The organism is Bacillus thermozeamaize, assembly GCA_002159075.1.
Taxonomy (GTDB): Bacteria; Bacillota; Bacilli; order ZCTH02-B2; family ZCTH02-B2; genus Bacillus_BB; species Bacillus_BB thermozeamaize.
Genome location: LZRT01000094.1, coordinates 90,766 through 109,846, shown reverse-complemented (window position 1 = coordinate 109,846; position 19,081 = coordinate 90,766). Strand labels below are relative to the sequence as shown.

Annotated in this window: 19 protein-coding genes and 1 pseudogene; 3 read left to right on the top strand and 17 right to left on the bottom strand. The window is 51.6% G+C overall.

Translation table 11 applies throughout. The features are described from left to right. Positions 1-193: 193 nt before the first annotated feature. The 11 genes and pseudogenes from BAA01_01595 to BAA01_01545 all read right to left on the bottom strand — a co-directional run bounded on the left by BAA01_01595 (position 194) and on the right by BAA01_01545 (position 10,563). Complete coding sequence (locus tag BAA01_01595; protein ID OUM86067.1) at positions 194-1,780, bottom strand: hypothetical protein; 1,587 nt, start codon at positions 1,778-1,780, stop codon at positions 194-196. 507 nt (positions 1,781-2,287) lie between these two features. After that, positions 2,288-2,476, bottom strand: coding sequence for a hypothetical protein (locus tag BAA01_01590; protein ID OUM86066.1), 189 nt, complete (start codon positions 2,474-2,476; stop codon positions 2,288-2,290). Positions 2,477-2,570: 94 nt separating this feature from the next. Next, the gene (locus BAA01_01585; GenBank protein OUM86161.1) at positions 2,571-2,972 is read right to left on the bottom strand and encodes a hypothetical protein; all 402 of its coding nucleotides are present in this window, start codon (positions 2,970-2,972) and stop codon (positions 2,571-2,573) included. Positions 2,973-3,300: 328 nt separating this feature from the next. Then, on the bottom strand, positions 3,301-3,681 hold the full coding sequence (locus BAA01_01580; protein OUM86065.1) for a hypothetical protein: 381 nt from the start codon (positions 3,679-3,681) through the stop codon (positions 3,301-3,303). A 204-nt stretch (positions 3,682-3,885) separates the two neighbouring features. Further along, the gene (locus BAA01_01575) at positions 3,886-4,170 is read right to left on the bottom strand and encodes a hypothetical protein (GenBank protein ID OUM86064.1); all 285 of its coding nucleotides are present in this window, start codon (positions 4,168-4,170) and stop codon (positions 3,886-3,888) included. A gap of 136 nt (positions 4,171-4,306) precedes the next feature. Beyond that, positions 4,307-5,425, bottom strand: a complete 1,119-nt coding sequence (locus tag BAA01_01570) for a transposase (GenBank protein OUM86160.1) — start codon at positions 5,423-5,425, stop codon at positions 4,307-4,309. A 268-nt stretch (positions 5,426-5,693) separates the two neighbouring features. Then, the gene (locus tag BAA01_01565) at positions 5,694-6,449 is read right to left on the bottom strand and encodes a hypothetical protein (GenBank protein ID OUM86063.1); all 756 of its coding nucleotides are present in this window, start codon (positions 6,447-6,449) and stop codon (positions 5,694-5,696) included. Positions 6,450-6,563: 114 nt separating this feature from the next. Further along, positions 6,564-7,836 (bottom strand): annotated as a pseudogene (locus tag BAA01_01560) (hypothetical protein). Between the two features lie 4 nt (positions 7,837-7,840). Then, entirely contained in the window at positions 7,841-8,353 is a 513-nt protein-coding gene (locus BAA01_01555) for a hypothetical protein (protein OUM86062.1), read from the bottom strand. Positions 8,354-8,444: 91 nt separating this feature from the next. After that, entirely contained in the window at positions 8,445-9,491 is a 1,047-nt protein-coding gene (locus BAA01_01550) for a hypothetical protein (GenBank protein ID OUM86061.1), read from the bottom strand. 55 nt (positions 9,492-9,546) lie between these two features. Further along, positions 9,547-10,563, bottom strand: a complete 1,017-nt coding sequence (locus tag BAA01_01545) for a hypothetical protein (GenBank protein ID OUM86060.1) — start codon at positions 10,561-10,563, stop codon at positions 9,547-9,549. 397 nt (positions 10,564-10,960) lie between these two features. Here BAA01_01545 and BAA01_01540 point away from each other — a divergent pair, with 397 nt between their 5' ends. Next, on the top strand, positions 10,961-12,340 hold the full coding sequence (locus BAA01_01540) for a glutamate mutase (GenBank protein ID OUM86059.1): 1,380 nt from the start codon (positions 10,961-10,963) through the stop codon (positions 12,338-12,340). Positions 12,341-12,342: 2 nt separating this feature from the next. Then, positions 12,343-12,711, top strand: coding sequence for an acyl-CoA synthetase (locus BAA01_01535; GenBank protein ID OUM86058.1), 369 nt, complete (start codon positions 12,343-12,345; stop codon positions 12,709-12,711). 129 nt (positions 12,712-12,840) lie between these two features. Here the strand turns inward: BAA01_01535 and BAA01_01530 are convergent, their stop codons facing one another. Together BAA01_01530 and BAA01_01525 are read right to left on the bottom strand one after the other, a co-directional pair. Further along, a complete protein-coding gene (locus tag BAA01_01530) occupies positions 12,841-13,293 on the bottom strand; it encodes a hypothetical protein (GenBank protein ID OUM86057.1) in 453 nt (150 codons plus the stop codon). A 109-nt stretch (positions 13,294-13,402) separates the two neighbouring features. Continuing rightward, positions 13,403-14,644 (bottom strand): hydroxyglutarate oxidase, encoded by a 1,242-nt coding sequence (locus BAA01_01525; GenBank protein OUM86056.1) that lies wholly within the window; start codon positions 14,642-14,644, stop codon positions 13,403-13,405. Positions 14,645-14,776: 132 nt separating this feature from the next. On the opposite strand from BAA01_01525, the gene BAA01_01520 reads away from it, so the two are divergent. Continuing rightward, on the top strand, positions 14,777-15,319 hold the full coding sequence (locus tag BAA01_01520; GenBank protein OUM86055.1) for a gamma carbonic anhydrase family protein: 543 nt from the start codon (positions 14,777-14,779) through the stop codon (positions 15,317-15,319). 75 nt (positions 15,320-15,394) lie between these two features. Here the strand turns inward: BAA01_01520 and BAA01_01515 are convergent, their stop codons facing one another. The 4 genes from BAA01_01515 to BAA01_01500 all read right to left on the bottom strand — a co-directional run bounded on the left by BAA01_01515 (position 15,395) and on the right by BAA01_01500 (position 19,079). Then, positions 15,395-16,369, bottom strand: coding sequence for a peptidase S58 (locus BAA01_01515; GenBank protein OUM86054.1), 975 nt, complete (start codon positions 16,367-16,369; stop codon positions 15,395-15,397). Positions 16,370-16,437: 68 nt separating this feature from the next. Then, the gene (locus BAA01_01510) at positions 16,438-17,028 is read right to left on the bottom strand and encodes a CDP-alcohol phosphatidyltransferase (GenBank protein OUM86053.1); all 591 of its coding nucleotides are present in this window, start codon (positions 17,026-17,028) and stop codon (positions 16,438-16,440) included. Next, on the bottom strand, positions 17,021-18,214 hold the full coding sequence (locus BAA01_01505) for a hypothetical protein (GenBank protein OUM86052.1): 1,194 nt from the start codon (positions 18,212-18,214) through the stop codon (positions 17,021-17,023). Before BAA01_01505 ends, BAA01_01510 begins: the two co-directional genes overlap by 8 nt. 22 nt (positions 18,215-18,236) lie before the next feature. Beyond that, entirely contained in the window at positions 18,237-19,079 is an 843-nt protein-coding gene (locus tag BAA01_01500) for a hypothetical protein (protein ID OUM86051.1), read from the bottom strand. Positions 19,080-19,081: the final 2 nt, after the last annotated feature.

Sequence of the window (19,081 nt, the reverse complement as noted above, 5' to 3'; positions counted from 1 at the left end):
GGCTATCCCCTGCAGATGCTAGCTTTCCTAACTACTCATCTGTACATTTAATCTGTACATTGACATGCGTCATCTGCAAGGTGCTTGCACAGGCTCTGCCGCAGCATTAATAAAAGATTCCGTGATCATTTTAGCATAAGAGTTATCATTCTACATCAACCATCCACTTCTCCAATATTATTTTCCGGCATGCTCATCCATGCTTTTTGGCGGCTGAAATGATTCGCCAAAAGCCAAGACGGCCAAGCAAGTGAGCGGTGGTAGCCACGCCGCCCATCATGGCGCCGACGATTCCCGGAGAAACGACATCCGCACCCGTCAAATACAGATTTTTCACCGGGGTGGATACCCGCAATTGAGACAGGCGGTAACGCTCTGGGACGGCAGGCAAACCGTAAATGGAACCTAAAGGGTGGCCGGTAAAGGTTTCTACCGTGAGCGGCGTTGCCACTTCGCAATAATCTACCAGCGCTTTAAACCTTGGGTAATATGTGTCTACAAGGTTTAAAAGCGCTTCAGCGATTCGATGTTTCAACGCTTCATAATCCCGCCCGCGTCTCCGCCACGGATAAGACTGCCATGCTTCAACCGTTTCATACGGCAGTGGAGCGACGATTTCCGCCGTGTGCGACCTTGCGTTTGGATCCCTTTTTGGATCCCTTAATGAAGGAAAAGAGAGAAAACAGCAAAGAGCTCTCCCTTCCAGCATGCCGTTCTGGTTTTTAAAAATCGCGTCGTGGTCATCATCGGCAAAAATCCAGTGATTCGCACCCGAAAAGCCGAGAATGGACGGATTGGCTTTAAAGCCCAAATAAACCGACACCGCGCTATAGCCTTTTTTGGCCATCCTTTCAAGCTCAGAGCGAAATGGAACCGCGGCTTCTCCCGGCAAAAGCCGGCAAAATGTGGTGTATGCGCCCGCATCCGAAACGATCACAGGGGCATAAAATGCCACTTCCCTGTTTTGCGCTCCTTTCTTTGCCGTTGCCTTCACACCGACCGCTTTGCCTTCCCGCGTGAGTATCTCGGTGACGGTATGATTCAAAAGACACCTTCCTCCATAGGCTTCAATGACAGAAGCGACGCTCTCGGCAATCGTTCCCGCACCACCTGCTGGATAATAACCGCCCTTGAGGTAATGGGACACAATGACCGCGTGAATGAGAAACGCAGATTCGGAGGGAGGCAGGCCATAGTCACCCCACTGCGATGCCAGCACCGCTTTTAATCGTGGATTTCGAAAATGCTTGCTGAGATATTCGCCCGTGGTACAGAGGGCCAGTTGTTCTTTGCCGCGGCTGAAAAAGCGCAGGAGGGAAGCGGAAAAAGCCGGCGTAGATTGCGCAAATACATAGGTGTTAAACCACTTTCTGGCATCGTGAATATCGGCAAAATACCGTCTGATGGCCGCCTCCTCGTCAGGGAAACGGTTGATTAACGCTTCTAGATAGTCGTTTTCGTTGTCAGGGACTTCAAATGTGAAATCGGGATAAACAAATTTTTCAAATGGCGAGGGCATTTTATGCCATTTGACGCGATTTTGCGTGATCAGGTCAAATACCTCCCTGGCCAGCTCCCCTGAGGCCATCTCACCCACATAATGCAATCCGACATCCCATGAACGGTTTCCCGGGCGCGCAAAACTGTGCGTAAAACCGCCAAGTTTGAAGTGGCGCTCCAGAACAAGCACACGCTTGTGCGCAAGCTGCGCCATCAAGCTGGCAACGGTCAGTCCGCCCATGCCGGAACCAATCACGATCAGGTCATAATGACTGGCCATCTTCGTTTCGCTCCTTTCACCGGGCATTGCCGCCCTTTCCCCGCCGGTCCGGTTGCAGCATGTTTGCCATCAATGCGGCAAAATTGTTTCTGCCAAATGCAAAACGATCAGCAGATACGGCACTGCGCATGCCATGGCACAGCCTTTTTCGCGAATCACCGCTTCCGTCGCATCCAACAGCAGCCGCTTGGTCCGTTCTCGCCGCAGTTCCCATCTCATTGTCTGCCGCGTTCCCCACCTTTCATTGCTTCAAAAACGCTGATTGCGTCGACATGGTTGCTCTCCTTTCATTATATAAACCGACCGACGGTTTGTAAACGAGATAAAGAAAAAGGGCCAATCTCCCGATTGGCCCATGCGGCATTGGAACAGCGCATTCGGAGCATCATGGTGTTGGCGCCTCTTGCCCAGCGTTCTCCCCAACCCTCATTTTTTTCATGCCTTTGTATCCCGTGACAGACAGCAACGTCAGCACTTGCACGGCAAGCAGCACACAAACCGTCATTCTCATATCCGTAACATCCAGGCGCGGCTTTTACACCAGGCCATCGCCGCCAATGTCGGTCCCAGCGCAAAACCGAGCGTCCGGAACATGTTCATCATCGCGCTGTGGATCCCCATGTAAGAAGCGGGAACAGTGGGGATAAGCGCAAGAAGACGGTTGTCCCTCGCATTCCGCTCATGTTTCAAGCGCATTTGGATAACCACCTTTCTGATACCCACCTTTCTTTGGAACAAATTAGTTAGAATTCTAATCATATGACGAAAAAATAACGTTGGCGCCATGTGCTCAAGGTTCAGCGCCCGTTTCTCGAATCAACTTTTCCAGCAATTTGCGCAGGAGAAGTTTTTCTTCCTCCGTAAAGCCTCGAAGCACTTTTTGATCGACAAGCCGCCCGAAATGCATCGTTGATTCGGCCAGGGCTTTGCCGCTCTCTGTAAGATAAATGAGTTTAGAGCGGGCATCCTTGGGATTTGCTTTTCTGGTCACCCAGCCTTTTCTTTCCATCCCGTTGATCAGGCTGGTGACGCTAGGCCGTTCAATGTGCAGGATCGTTTCCAAATCGGCATTCGTCAGTCCGGGAAAATGGTACAATATGCCGAGCGTGCTCCATTGGGTATGGGTAAGGCCCAATGGACGAAGCATGGCCTCCACCTCCCGCCTGAGCGAAATGTAGGCAATCTTCACCAAGCGGCCGAGCGGTCCCCGGTTCCATTCCCACTGGTCATGAACAGCCTGATCATGGTTATGTTCCATCAGTCGCCCCTTGATTTAATTAGAATTCTAATCATATCCTTATCATAGATGATCCTTCCGACGCATGTCAAGGCGATACTGCCACATCAAGCTTTCCAACCCGTCATTCGGCCCGCCATTTCCATCTACGGATGGTGATGTGGATGGAAGACAAAAACTCCTCATCCATTTTCTGGACAGGAGGTTCAGTCACATATCGTTTGGCCACTTCCGACTTCCGAACAAGCAGATAAAATAAGTATCGCAAGGATGATCCGCCAAATCAATTCAACCGATGGACAATTTCGTATTGGTTGCCGAAAGGATCCTCAAAATACACGGCGTAATAGGTCGGACTGATCGGAAATAGCCTGGGGCCGTCGATAATTTTCCCGCCGATTTCACTGACAAGTTTCGCAATCCGGTCCACTTCTTCCCGATCTTCTGCCCAAAACCCGATTAAGTTGCCGTTCGGCTGATGATTCGCATCTTCTGTGATGGCAAAATAAGCGACGCTGGGGAGATCCCCTTCCGCGGCAAACACCTTCCATTTTTCGCTGTGAAACGTTCGCGTAAAACCCAAGGCGGACAAAAATTTTTCGTAAAAAGGCATGGCGCTTTCCAAATTGTTCACCCGAAGATCGATGTGGCTGAATTTGTTCATGATTTTTTCCTCCTTCTTTTCTCCGCCTTGCCGTCTACACACTGTCTTTTACCTTTTGCTTGAAAACGGAACCTACCATCTTTTGATCCTCGACTTTTTTATTTTAGGCGTTATTATAATACAAAAATACTGACATCTACAACCTGCGAAAAGGCAAAATTTGTCCCAATCATCTTTAACCTGCGCCCCGTCAACGTTCGGCGGCTAAAGTTTGCGCGTAATGTAGAACTTGTACTTGTCACCCCGGTAATAGGCTGTCCGGAATTCCAGCGGTTGTTCCGTCTGCGAACTGAAAATGGAAGTCACGTAAAAAACCGGCTGCCCGGTTTCAACTTGCAACCGTTCTCCAATAAATGACGAAGCGCCGCAAACTTCAAAGGTCTGTCTGACAATATACGGTTTTTCCAGCGAAGCTTTCTCATACAGGTCATAAGTGGAAAACCCTTCTCCTTCTTCTTCCATCCTTTTTCCCGCTTCCACAATCTGCATGCCGATGTCATAGGGAAACGTGGAATGTTGACACTCCGCACGGCTAAAGCCGCGGGATTCTTGGGAGCACTCCAGTAATCGGGAGTTCTGCCTTACGGCACCAAGCGATCCCCGTGTGTCCCACGGTTCAGTCAGCTCAAGCGGACAGGCCCAATAGGAGCAAACCTTCTCGCAGGATATTCCTTGCGGCATTGACATCTCGATCATGCGTTTCGCCGCACACCGGACATGTCCACTGCCGGACAGACAGGTCCTTCGTCCCGGTGTTTCGGTGTCCGCAGAAAGAGCAAAGCTGGCTGGACGGAAAAACAGGGGACACGATCACCACCTGCCGTCCGTACCACTTTGCTTTGTACGCCAGTTGCCGCCGAAATTCCGACCAACTGGCGTCTGCGATGCTTCCCGCCACCCGGTGGTTCTGCTGCAAGTTCTGTACACGCAAGTCCTCCAGGCAGATCACTTGGTTTTCGCGAATCAGCCTGGTGGACAGCTTGTGCAGGAAATCCAACCGGGCGTTGCGCACCTTCTCGTGGAGCCGGGCCACTTTCAACCGGGCCTTCTCCCGGTTCCTCCCGCCCGGTTTCCGGCGGGAGAGAATGCGCTGCCAGTGTTTCAGTTTCTCTTCAAGCTTCCGGAGGTGTCGGTGGTTGGGAATCCGTTCCCCGGTGTTCAGGACAGCGAAATGGGTCAGTCCCAGATCAACGCCGATGGCGTTCGTCTTTGGCTCCAGAGGTTGAATCTCCGTGTCCACCAACACCGATACGAAGAACTTGCCCGAAGGCGTCAAACGCACTGTCGCCGAGAGAATGCGTCCTTGCACTTCCCTGGATTTGGCAAACTTCACCCATCCCACCTTCGGAAGCCGAATCCGGTTGCTTTCGATTCGGATGGTTGCCTTAGTGTCCTCTCTGCCGTTGCGTTTGGACGTATAGGACTGTTTCAGGTGTTTCTTACACTTGAAGTGTGGATATCCTTTTTTCTCCCGAAAGAATCGCTGGAAGGCATCGTCCAACTCTTCCACCGACCGTTGAAGGGCCGTGGAGTCCACTTCCTTGAGCCAGGGATGTTGTTGTTTCAATACAGATAATTCCCGCATACAGGCGTACTGGTTCAGGGTGGTGCCGTCCCGCTCATAGGTTTCCTTCCGGCGGGCGAGGAAGTGATTGTACACAAACCGGCAGCAACCAATCGTTCGCCGAATTTGCTGTGCTTGTTCTTTTGTCGGATAGAGACGGAAGAAATAGGCTTTGTGCACATCGTTCACCCGCGTTTCTTCTGGGCTTCGCATACCGGCGGATCTTATCACTGGACACATTGCCTGTCGTACTCACAAGGAAAGAAAGTGTACATAGGCTGGAAAGGTGTCTAGATGTCTTAGATGTGGAAATTCACTTCGCAGTCCCCTGGATATGCTCCTCTTGATTGCTGCCATAATACCAGATGACGAATCTGTGGGGAGACACTTGAGAAACAAATGGACATAGTCCGGCATGACTTCAGAGCTTTTTTGAACTTTAACGACTCTACCACCTCAAATATCTTGTCAAATGAAAAACATATTTTTCTCCTAAATAAAATGCTTTACGAAACTCCAAAGGTGTTCCATTTTGATCAGAAAAAATGGAAGTAACTTTCATCAATGCTTCTTGCAGTGAGACCTCCAAAATTCCAGCAATTTCCTTGTCAGCCTGAATCGCTTCAAACGTTTGCTTTACTTGGCTTGGTTTTTGCTCCTCGATGGCATTGTATAAGTCCAAACTGGAAAAAGCCCGTTTTTCTTCAGCATACGTTTTTGCCGCTTCTACCAGTTGGTTACCAATTGCTTCCGGAAAAATCGAATGATAATAGACAACAGGCTTGTCTAAAGAATACCCTTTCAATTTTAAACTGACCAATGGCGATCCAATTTGCGTTTGTAAAATGCTTGCCAGTTGCAAATCGGACCAAACGGAACTAATCTCCACAATTTCCGTTCGCCCGGTCTCGCCTTTGGACTTCAATAAATCTTCAAAGCGGTGAATGGACTCCAACGGTTGTTCAAATCGTCCTTGCGCTGCCGCAACAAAAGTACCCCGTCCTTGAATCCGATACAACAGCCCCTCCTTGATTGCTTCATCCAAAGCCTGTCGCACCGTAATCCGGCTGACGTTAAATTGCTCGCAAAGTTCTCTTTCAGAGGGCAATTTTTCATTGGGTTGATACTCGCCGTTGAGGATCTTCTCACTAATAATTTGCTTTAACTGCTGATAAAGCGGGATCATCCCTTCTCGTTCCAGCATCACTTGTACAACCCACCACTCTCCATTGAGTATCGTCTCTCACACAGACTCCTTCTTCCCAAAAACAAACATTTGAACACTTGTCACTGACTATCCTTTATTTTTATTTTTACACTACCTGCTAATTAGTAATAATGACAAGATGGGGAACAATGTTACCAAAGCCAATACGGCTAGCTCCACAAGCGCAAAGGGTAACGCACCCTTTAACACTTGTGCAATTTTTTCCTTAATTATCCCACTGATGATAAACAAGTTCATACCCAGAGGCGGGGTAATCAAGGCTAATTCCATATTGATCACAAATATAATCCCGAAATGTACCGGATCAATGCCCAATTGCAATGCAATCGGAATGATAATCGGTCCTGTCAATAATATAATTGAAGTAATGTCCAAAAACATTCCCAACACGATAAACAAGAGGTTTACAATCAACAAAAACAACAAAGGATGCATTTGGGCGTTCAGCACCGCTTCTGTAATTTTCTGTGGGATCATTTCGAAGGAAAGCACATAGCCGAACACTGTAGCACCAGCGATGATCATCATGATCATCGCGGAATTGCCGGCGCTTTTAACCAGCACATCCACCGTATCATTGAATGAAAGCCTCTTGTAAACATATTTGGCGATGATGTACGCGTATACGGCTCCAACACCTGCGGCCTCGGTGGGTGTAAAAATGCCGCCATATATCCCCACCGCGATAATAACGGGAAACAACAAAACCCATAACGATTTTCTAGTCGCCGTCATTCGTTCGGAAAAAGATGCTTTAGGAGGCAGAAGAATGTTGTCTTTTCGTGTCAGGAACATCCCAGTTACAATCAGTGCCGCCGTTAAAATCAGCCCCGGAATAATCCCTGCGATAAACAAATCCCGGACGCTTTCCTGTGCCACCGACCCATAAACAATTAAGGGAATACTGGGAGGAATGACAATCCCCAATCCACCCGCAACGGCAATCAATCCCATTGCATAGCGTTTGTCATACCCCCTTTTGATCATTTCCGGCACCAGGATACCTCCGATAGCCACCGCTGTGGCTGAGCTTGAACCGGTAATCGCCGCAAAAAAGGCGCATGCCAGTACGGAGACAGTAAACAAACCGCCTCGCCAGTGTCCCGTCCAAGCCTCAATGACTCGCACCAAATCGTCAATCACATTCGCCTTAATCAAGAACTCGAAAAGCCAACAAAAACAACGGAATTGAAATATACAGGAACGTATCAATGGAAACATACATCATTTGCGGAACGGCGGAGACAATGTTATCGCCAGCCAACACATATAAAAAGATTAAGCCTGCCAAGGCAAGTGAAAAAGCGATGGGTAAACCGGTCAACAACAGAAAAAACAAAGTTACAATGGCAAAGGTCACCATCATCTTATTTCACCTGCCTCAACATTACCAGATTCTGCAGCATTCTTTCCAACAAACGAAAAGCCATCAGCAAAGCGCCAACCGGTACCGCCAACCGCGGAATCCAGAGCGGAAATTTCCATGAAGCAATCGATCGCTCGTCCAACTGGTAACTACTGATCACTAGTTCCAATCCTTTCACCACCAAAAAGACGCAGAACAAAAACCCCAGTAAGCAAGCAAATGTTTGAAGAAATAATTTTTTCTTTTCGCTCAATTTGTCAACCAAAATATTGATCGTAATGTGCATGTCTCTTTTAAACGCTAAACTTCCCGCGACAAACACCATCCAGATCATGGCAAAACGGACCGATTCCTCGATGACCCCGGAAGAATAGCCAAGCAACTTTCGGGCAACAACACTGAAAAATACCAGCAGTGTAATAAAAGAAAGCAAAAAGGCCGTCAAAAAAACTTCTATCTTGTCGACAATGCGAGAAATTTTGCCGTTGAAAGGCAACCCATTATTGGTGTTCACATTTCCCACAACCTTCCGAAAAAGTCTGTTTTATAATTTTAAATAATGACGCAAGGTATCCAGCAAATCCCTGAATACCTTGCTCATCTTATCATTGACCTTCCACAAATTTCATTACGCGATTGAATAAGTCCCCATCTAATTTTTGAGCCGTCTTGTCATAAATGGGCTTCAATTTTTCCATCCAAAGGGCCCGTTCAGAATCTTGCAGTTGATGAATCTGCAAACCTCCGTTTTGCAACGTTAATTCGTATTCGTTAGATTTTGCTTCCAAATTATCCCGGTTATGCTGGACTGCCTTCCGGATGGCTTCCAGGATGATTTGCTGTTGTTGTTCCGTTAAAGAATCCCAGAAATTTTTGTTGATCACAATGGGATACACCACCGCACTGATGATTACTTTTGTCATATGCGGCGCAACTACTTGCAACTTATTGGGCGCTGCATACGCGGTCGTGGTCAACATGCCGTCAATAACTCCCTGTTGCATGGCAGTGTACATTTCTTCTGCGGCCATCGTAATGGGACTCGCACCTAAAGCCCTCATCGACTCTTCCAGTAATGCTGTATGCGCCCTGATTTTCTTACCTTTCAGATCCTCCATGGTCTGAACCGGTTCGGCGGTAAACAGCTCAGTGGGCACATTGGTAATATAGCCGAGACCCTTCAGGCCTTTGGCATCCAACTTTTGCAATAATTCTTCTCCCAGTTCGCTGTCTTCCAACGCATACAAGACATTTAAATCGGGAAACATCATCGGCAAGTCGAATATTTCAAACTCCGGAACCAATGAAGATAAATATCCGGTACTGCTAATGCTCATTTGAATGACACCTTGGGTAACCGCTTGCAATGCGGCCTGTTCTTTAGCATACAACTGCCCGTGATGGTACAATTCTACCTTTATATTCCCTTCACTGGCACTTTCCACATGTTTCTTGAACTCTTCCGCCCAAATCCCCTTGATATGAGTCTCCGGTGACTCGTGAGCTAATTTGATAGTTACTGCTTGTGTGGAAGTTTGGTTATCCGTTTGCTGTTCATTAGTAGTCGTTTTGGAACTGCCACAACCGAACAAAAAAAGCGTCAAACCCATTACTACCATCACAACGGACACGTATTTGTGAAACGCTTTCATCATATTCCTCCCCCAAGAAATGTTCTTCTCTCATCCAAACACGCTCATGTCCACATTACACAAAACGCATCCCTTGAATAACCACCTCCCTCATCACCTTGACAAATGCCTTATGTACCGAAACATCCAGTCCATCGGCACTCGGCATCACGTATCCGGTAATCCCGTCAATCAATTGCGCATCCGCTGAGCGCGCTAACAAACGTTCTTCGAGGGCTTCGTCATGGAAAACATTCAAATTTTTTGTCAACAAAGCTAGACAGGCCGCAACACCATATGCGCCCCAGTTCGAAATCGAAGCAGCCACCAATACATCAGTCGGAACGCACGGGGTAATCCCGCCGCCACATCCACAAAGACACTTTTCACCATAAGGAATGATGCGCTTCAATTCAGACGCAATGGTTCCCATGCCAACCTCATTCCCGCCATCACCAATCCCAATTGTCAAGACACCTCGTTTGTTCAGTTCCTTCACCAAATAATCCACTTTCGCCATATGTTCCGTCGTATCGGCTCCCCGGCTGGTATGAATGGTCTCCTGTTCATTCATCCCTCCCTTCTCCACCACAACTAAAGCGGCAGGTTGATACGCATCAACCAGTTCTTTTGCTTTTCGTTCAGCTTCTGTTTTATCGGACGGAAAACCGATGACGGCTGCCGCATGGATGGGCGCACTGGAAGTAATCGCTTTTATTGCTTCCTCGGGTCGCACCACCCGTAACCCGGTAGCTTCCAATACAATTTTCATTGCTGGCACCAAATGTTCTTCAATCAAAACAATAGGCACACAGTTCAAACCAATATGCAACGCCCTGGCCAACACCGCCGCTCCTGGAGGCCCATCGGTCTCGGCGATCTCGGGAGTAATGTGAGGCCGATCCGGCCATCCCGTGGCAATGAAAACCACATCTTTCGGCTTCACCTGTTTATGTAACCGTTCTGCAGCAAGCATCGCCAGCGGCCGGCCGGCATGCTGCCTCGCAATTGGATAAATCGTTTGAATCACATTCCGCGAGGCCACATCCAACTGAATCATTTGGTCAATCCGTTCCGCAATCAGTTCGAGCATCCTAACCCCTCTTCCTTATAGATATTATTAAGTCATATGTTGTTATAACAAATTGTCAAATCATTAGCGTTTTTGTCATGTTAGATTATAATATAACATACTCAATTATATAACAGGAACCAGATTTGTCAATAATTTTTATGTTTTTTAAGTTAGTAAATAACATTTCAGAACCAAATCTTTCACATCATCGGAAAGTGTGATGCCGGAAGTCAAAGCGGTCGGGAGCCAAAATAGTACTGTTACTATTGATACAATTTTCCAAGATTGTTGACATATTAGTAAATGAATAGTAATATAAGTCATGTGTTGTTATTACCAGTTTATTTTTTTGTTATAACATATAATAACTTATGGCAGCAAGTTAAATTTCAATTTTTAGAGAGGGGTAACATGAATGACAAGAAAAAAACAATTACGTATCCTCTGTCCCAACGGCCACCTCGGGTTTGCACCGACGAAAGAGAAAAGCTTTTACATTGGAGCGGCGACCAAGCCGGACTATTATTGTTGCGATTCGGGTAGTGATGACATCGGTCCTGCTCCCCTGGGCGCCGACAAGTCGGTGGGCATGTACGAATGGCAAAAACATGACCTAGAGCTAATGCTCCTCGCGGCGCGGGAACAAGGTGTGCCGATGATCATCGGCTCTGCGGGCGACACCGGATCCAATAGCCGCGTTGACCTCTTTGTGCAAATTATCAAAGACCTGGCAAAAAAGCACCACCTACCCAAATTTAAACTGGCTTATTTTTATTCCGAAGTGGACAAAGCGTACATCAAAAAGAAAATGGAACAAGGCGTCGTCATCGAAGGGTTGGACGGCCGGGCGCCATTGACCATGGAAGATTTGGAAAAAACGGATCGAATCGTCGCCGTGGCCGGCGTTCATCCATTCATTAAGGCCCTGGAAATGGGCGCTGATGTGATTATCGGCGGACGCTCCAGCGATTGCGCCGTTTTTGCCGCTCCGGCCATTAAGGAAGGCTTTCCCGAAGATTTGGCGTATTACTTGGGAAAAGTTCTGGAGTGCGCTTCGTTCTGCGCCGAACCGTACGGAGCCAAAGAAACGGTGATTGGCACCATCACCGATCACGACGTCAAAGTAACGGCCATGCATCCGCAACAACGTTGCACGATCGCTTCCGTTTCGGGTCACGCCATGTACGAACGTTCCAACCCTTACTACGAATATGTGACGGGCGGAATGCTGGATATGACCAACTGCCGTTACGAGCAGTACGACGAAAAAACGTGCCGTATCACCGGCTCCAAATTTGTTCCTGTGGAAGGCAAAATCAAAGTGAAATTAGAAGGTTCAGGCAAAGTCGGGGAAAAATACATCGGCATCGCCGGCATCCGGGATCCGTACATGATTCAGCATATCGACCAAGTGGTAGAGTGGGCATCCAGCCAAGTAAAGGAAACGTTCAGCGGCGTGGACTACCACCTTGATTTCAAGATTTACGGTAAAAATGGTGTCATGGGGGATCTGGAACCGATCAAAGAAATCCGTTCCCACGAACTTTGCGTCGTGGTGGAAGGCGTTGCGCCGACGAAAAAATTGGCGGAAGAAATTACACTGATGGGCACCCGGCAACTGTTTTACGCCCGCTTGCCGGAAGTGAAAGGAACGGCAGGGACGGCCGCTTTCGTCGTCGATGAAGTATTGCCGGCCACGGCCGCTTACCGTTGGACGATGAACCACGTCATTCCGGTGGACGATCCAATGGAACTGTTTGAAGTAAAAATGATTGAAGTTGGGGGAGAAGAATGAGCATGAACAGGACACAAACAAAAACCGCCAGCAACCAGACCGTAAAATTGGCGGATTTGGCCAAGACGATCCGAAGCAAAAACGCCGGCACCGACAAGATCACCTTTGACATTATCTTTCGAGAAAAAGAAAAGTACGAACTCGTCAAAGCCAGCAAGCGAATTACTCGCGAATCCATCGCAGCGCTGTACGGCATCCCTGTGGAGCGAATAAGCGACTTTGTGGAGTTTGATCCGGCCTATGCCATCAAGTTCACCATTTACCGGAACTCTCCAAGCGGTAGTCCGGGAGAACGGGATATTTTCGGCTGCCAGCAATATGCACCGCTGCTGGATATTGAAATCCCGTTGGAACCGGAGCATAAAAACTGAAAAACCAAGGTCCGCCGTATGCGGCATATGTTGCAAAAAAAATCGCCTGGCTTTCACCGGCCAGGCCCCTATTTGCACATGTTTCCCCAGCTGAAACTGCATCGTTGGTAACTACTGGCGAAACCGTTACTATTGGACCACGATATAGCCAATCATCGGCCCCTCGTTCTTGGAATCGGTGTGAACAAGACAAACCATCTTATACACGCCCTTTTCCTTGGCGATAAACTCGATCGTTTTCACCTCTCCGTTTGTCACTTCTCCCTGAATGCCCAGGCCTTCGATGAGGAACGGATGATGCTCCCCGTTCAGTCCGTGAATATTCAGCCGCACCCGATCGCCCTGCTCGACGACAATCGTCCCCGGATCCCAGCGGTACACCTCCCGCTCCTTGCCTGTTTTTGGATCCTTCCCGTCAAATTCCACTGCCACCATTTCAAACGTTTTCACTTTCGCTTCAGGAAGCGTGGAGGCCGGCATTGCCGCGTTCGTGTTGATCGACCAGATCCAATACCCGCCAACCAGCACAACCAGCAACATCGCCAGCCATTGAATCAGTTTCCTGCCGTTAATCACGATCATCCTGAAAATCCCCCATTTGTTTTTCGGCCTTTGCTTTACAGCATGACCCATCTCTTGGTACAAACGTATGCGGGGGCAGGACAGTTTATTCTTTTTCCATGATACCCGTTTACGCTTTGTTTTGAACCGATGCGAAGGAAGCGCCGAAACCCGCTTCCCCGCTTGCAGCGTCCAGGATTCGCCGGGCGAGATATTGGCCAATCATGAGGGAGGCCGTGGCTGCGGGGGAAGGGGCATTGAGGACGTGTATCCCCCTTCCTTTCTGAAGGATGTGAAAGTCGTCGAGCAGCCGTCCGTCTCTGGAGAGGGCCTGGGCGCGAACCCCTGCAGGTGCCGGCGTCAGATCCTCCGCTTTCACTTCAGGCAAAAAGGACTGCACATGACGGAGAAAGGCCTGTTTGCTCCAGGAACGGAGCATCTCGCCCAACCCCAGCCGTCCATACCGGCGGACAATTTTCCAGAATGCGGGATACGCCAGTACTTCGATGCTGTCGCGCAGGCTGACATCCCCCTTCCGGTACCCTTCCCGCTTGAAACTGAGTACCGCGTTCGGCCCGGCATGCACCGTTCCATCAATGGCACGGGTCAGGTGTACCCCAAGGAACGGAAAGGCCGGATTGGGCACAGGATAGACCAGGTGCTTCACCAGGTGCCGCTTTTGCGGCACCAGCTCGTAATACTCGCCGCGAAACGGCACAATCTTCAACCCGGGGGAAATCCCGGCAAGCCGGGCCACGCGATCGCTGAACAGTCCGGCACAATTGACCACGTAACGGGCCCTAAGCTCCTCCCGATGTGTCCGAAGCACCACGCCGTCAGAAGTTTCCGTCCATCCTTCCACTCTGGCTCCAAGGCGCAATTCCCCGCCGGCCTGTTCCACGTTCCGGGCCATCGCCGCCAGCACCTCCCTGAAGTTGACAATGCCGGTCTCCGGAACGTAGATGGCCGCAATGCCCCGGATATGCGGCTCCCGCTCACGCAGTTCCGCAGGCGAAATTTTTTTCACGGCCAGTCCGTTGGCCAAGCCCCGTTCATACAAATTCTCGAGCAGCGGGATCTCGGAAGGGTTCACCGCCACGATGACCTTTCCACAGTTTTCATAAGGGATTCCGTTTTTTTCGCAAAACATGTACATCGCCCGGCTGCCTTGCGTGGCAAACCGTGCTTTCAGGCTTCCCGGTTTATAATAAATGCCGGAATGGATCACGCCGCTGTTGTTTCCCGTCTGGTGCAGGCCAAGCCGCTCCTCCTTTTCGAGGAGCACCACCTTGGCACCCGGTGCCGTTTCCAACAGATGCATCGCCGTGGACATTCCGACGATGCCGCCGCCGATAATTGCCACATCGTACATTGCGCATCCCTCATTTACGAATCACCACAGGGTTTCACAAAGTTCCCCGTTTCATGGTAATCTATCTTCATAGAAAAGTGTAACAAACACCCGAAGAAAACCAAAGATTCTGTATCGCGAGAGGTGAACCTGATGATTCTGCCTTTTGACGGCAAAGAACCGCAAATCCATCCAACGGTCTTTTTGGCACAGGGCGTTGTGATTTCCGGTGATGTGAAGATCGGCGAGTATACCAATATCTGGTACAACACAGTATTACGGGGTGACATTGCCCCCACCATCATCGGCGCCCGGGTCAGCATCCAGGACAACTCCACGCTCCATCAAAGCCCGGGCAATCCGCTGATCATCGAGGATGATGTGACCGTCGGCCACAATGCCATCCTCCACAGCTGCATCATCCGCAAAGGGGCGCTGATCGGGATGGGCGCCATCATCCTGGATCGGGCGGAAATCGGGGAAAATGCGATGATCGGCGCCGGCTCCCTGGTGCCTCCCGGAAAGAAAATCCCGCCCAACACGCTGGCCGTCGGTTCTCCGGCGAAAGTGATCCGGGAACTGACCGAGGCAGACTACAAGGAACTGGAGCGTATCCGCAAGTCCTACACGGAAAAAGGCCAGATCTACAAAAGGATGGAAGAGGCATACCGGTCCGGCAGGCAGCCGGTAGGTTGATCTGCCCCTTACAACCAACAGCACCGACCCTTCCCGTATCCGTCCGGACTTCCATAACCGCTTTACATTCGTTATCTACCGGCTCAGGTCGCGATGCGCCGGAAGGCCCCCGGCCCCGTCCGCCTCACGGATGCCGCGGACAATGGCCGCCGCCGTCACCTCGGCGGCCAATGCGCCGACCACATCCACCGGCGCGTCAAGATCACCTGTCGAAACGGCAAAAATCGTGTCCCCATCCCGCATCGTGTGGGCCGGATAGATGGTGCGGGCCAGGCCATCCTGGGCCATTTGCGCCACCTTGGTCGCCTGTGCCTTGTTCAGCCTGGCGTTGGTCGCCACCAAGCCGATGGTTGTGTTTTCTCCGACGAAACGGGCGGCTCCTGCTGCGGCAGCGCGGGGGAGCAACTTGACACTGTCGCCAAGCCGGCCATCCTCCAGCCGAGGTCCGGCCAGAATGCGGCCAGTCTCCGGTTCCCGCACGTCACCAAAGGCGTTGACCGCCACCAATGCGCCGACGACCAGTTCTTGCCCTTTCCAGGAGATTTGAACAGAAGCGCTGCCGAGCCCGCCTTTCATCGCCTTCTCCATCCCCAATACCTTCCCGACAGTCGCTCCCGTCCCCGCGCCAACATTCCCGCACGCAAAATCGCCCTGCCTGGCCTTCCTGGCTGCCTCATATCCCATGGCCGCATCCGGCCGGACCGTGCCGTCGCCGATCGCCAGATCGTACAACACGGCCGCCGGAACGATCGGCACACGTCCAGCGCCCGTCTCCAGGCCAATGCCCTGTTCCTCCAGATAACGCATCACACCGGTTGCCGCATCCAGGCCGAATGCGCTTCCTCCTGTGAGCAGGATCGCGTGGACCTGCTGGACCAGATGAATCGGCGACAGGAGATCCGTCTCCCGTGTGCCGGGAGCCGAGCAGCGCACATCCACGCCGGCCACCCCTCCTTCCGGGAAAAAGCATACCGTGCAACCGGTCAGCGCCCGCCGATCCTCCATGTGACCGACAAACACCCCGGGAACATCGCAAATATTGTTCCACATATTTCCACCGCCTGCTTTCTCAAATCTGCCGCATCAGCCGCTTCCTCTGATGGTGCACCAGCCGGGCATTACCGCAACAGACGGCGGGCTTCCGCCAAACGCTGCAAAGCGGTAACCACCACCGCAAAACAAAAAAGCGCACCCCAAAAAAGCAGCTGTCCCTGAAACAACACCATCAATGTAAGAAAAATAAACCCTTCCGTCCGCTCTGCCAACCCCGCCTGATAATAAAACGACTTTTCCCCCCGCTTCCCGCTCACAGCGCCCACTGTGAGAAAAACGGTCATCGAGAAAAGAAAGGAAATGACCAAAAGCAAGAGAAGAAACAGCACCTCAGGCTGCGGATGAAGCACAGCCAGGGCAATGATCACGCCTGCTTCCACCAGGCGATCCAACGTCACATCCAGCACCGTTCCCCACGCCGAAGCGTTGCCCCTCAACCTGGCCATGCTCCCGTCCACCGCATCCAAAAAACCGGAAATCCAGAGCAGCGCCACGCCTAAAAGCGGCTGCCCCAGCCCGATGGACAAGCTGGCCAGCACTCCGATCATAAATGCACAACCCGTGATCTGATTGGGCCGCCACCCTCTCTGGACAAAAAAAGAGGCCGCTTTCTGGATAACCGGTTGGACAAATTTGCGCGCATGCGTGTCAAGCATGAATCGTCTTCACCCCCGCCGATGCGTCATTGCGGTTTTTTGCCCCTTCCTCCGGCGCACTGCGCGGGTACCAGCGGATTTCCGAACAGGGGATGATCAGTTCCACCCGCATGCCGGGCTCCGGCACGGGATCCGTCGAACGCTGCGCGATCAACCAGGTGACACCTCCGGCCTCCGCCTCCACCATCTGTCCGCTTCTTTCGGGCCGCACCCGTTTCACCATGCCACAAAGGCGAGCCTCAGGAAAACAGTCATCCGGCTCTCTCTCCAGGCGGTTTGACGGAAAACCACCTGACACCAGACTCCCCTGAATCGCTTCCGCCGCAGGATGTCCCTGCGTTTTGGCCGGCACCGCTTGCCACCGGATCAACTCGGGTGGCAGCCAGCCCATCTCGTTTTCTTTCTCGTCCTGGAGCGCCTCACCGCCGCCGGAAGATCCCTCCGGCCGCTTTGGAACCAGCTCCGGAAACCACTTCAGCCAGCGCTTCCTGGGGTGGCGATTGGGCAAATCGAAAAAACGGGCCACCTGTTCCGAACCGGGGTAATGGTAGACCTCCAACGGTTTTCCCACTTGCAGAAGCCGCCCTTTCATCATGACGCCCATTCGATCCGCCACCATAAAGGCCTCATCCAGCAGGTGGGTCACCCAGAGCACGGTGAACCCCTTCTCCCGCTGCACCCTCCACAGCCACCGGCTGAGCTCCACCCGCAGCGGAGTATCCAGCGAGGAAAACGGTTCATCCAGAAGCAACAGATCCGGTTCCAGCACCAGCACCCGCCCCAGCGCCACCCGTTGCATTTGCCCGCCGGACAACTGGTGCGGATACCGCCCTTCCAAACCGGCCAATTGCAAGGTTTCCACCATGGCCTCCACCCGCCGTGCCCGCTCCCTTTTGGGCACTTTCTGCGCCCTGAGGCCAAAAGCCAGGTTCTCCATGACCGTCAAATGGGGAAAGAGACGTGGCTCCTGAAAGACCAAGCCCACCCTGCCGGGCTTTTCTTCCCAAACGAGGCGGCCCGCCTGCAACGGCAACACCCCGGCTATCCCCTTCAACAGGGTGCTTTTGCCGCTTCCCGAGGGTCCCAGCAGAACGAAGATCTCGCCTCGTTCCAGACGCAAATCAAGGGATGAAATCACCGGGTGTCCACCGTAATCGATCGCAACATCTTCCAGGTATAACATCATCCGCGCCCTTCCATGTCCTCATTCACATTCTCTTTCTGGCAAATCTCCTTCTTCCCGGAACCTGTGTCCGGCCCGCAGCCCACAGATACACCAAATAGAGACAGAGCACCGGCCACATGTACCACAAGCTATAGACAGCCACCAGCGATGCCTTGCCGCTGCTGGCAAACGGAAACATCAGGAGTGGCAGCGTCAGCAGCGTGCCGCCGCTGGTCACCCAGGTGACGACGTACTGGCTGAGCGAGATGAGCACGACCAATACGCTCCCCATCGCAAGGCCCGGCCACAATAGCGGAAGCTCCACCCAGCGAAAAATCTGCCATGAACTGGCCCCAAGCGTGCGTGCCGCCTCCTGCAAGTGGCTGCCAAGCAGTCGGTACTGATACCAGAGAATGGCGATGAAGTATGGCAGCGTCGGCAGCAGATGCGCCAGCGCGACGCTGATGTGCAGGAATTCCCCCGGCCAGCGTGACATCCACAGGTGCATCCCCATCACCGTTACCGTAAAAGGGACAAACAGCGGCGCCAAGAACAGTCCGAATAGCAAGCCCCGTCCTCGAAACCGCCGCATGGCCAGTGTCCGGGCCGCCGGTACGCCCAGAAACAGGTTGAACAACAAGGTAAGACATGCAACCAGCCAGCTGTTCATCAGCCCCTCCCAGGCCCTCCCAGTCGGCGAAAACAAATATGTCCAGGACTTGCCGCTCCACTGTCGCGGCCAAACCTCGGGCCAGGGCCAATGGCCGGCCAAACTCCAGAGCACCAGCGGAATCAGGGGAAGGAGAAGAAAGAGGGACAAAAGCCCTAGCAGAAGCCATTCAACCCATCTTCCCCCGGACCGCAGGTTGAACTGCAGATCCCTCAACG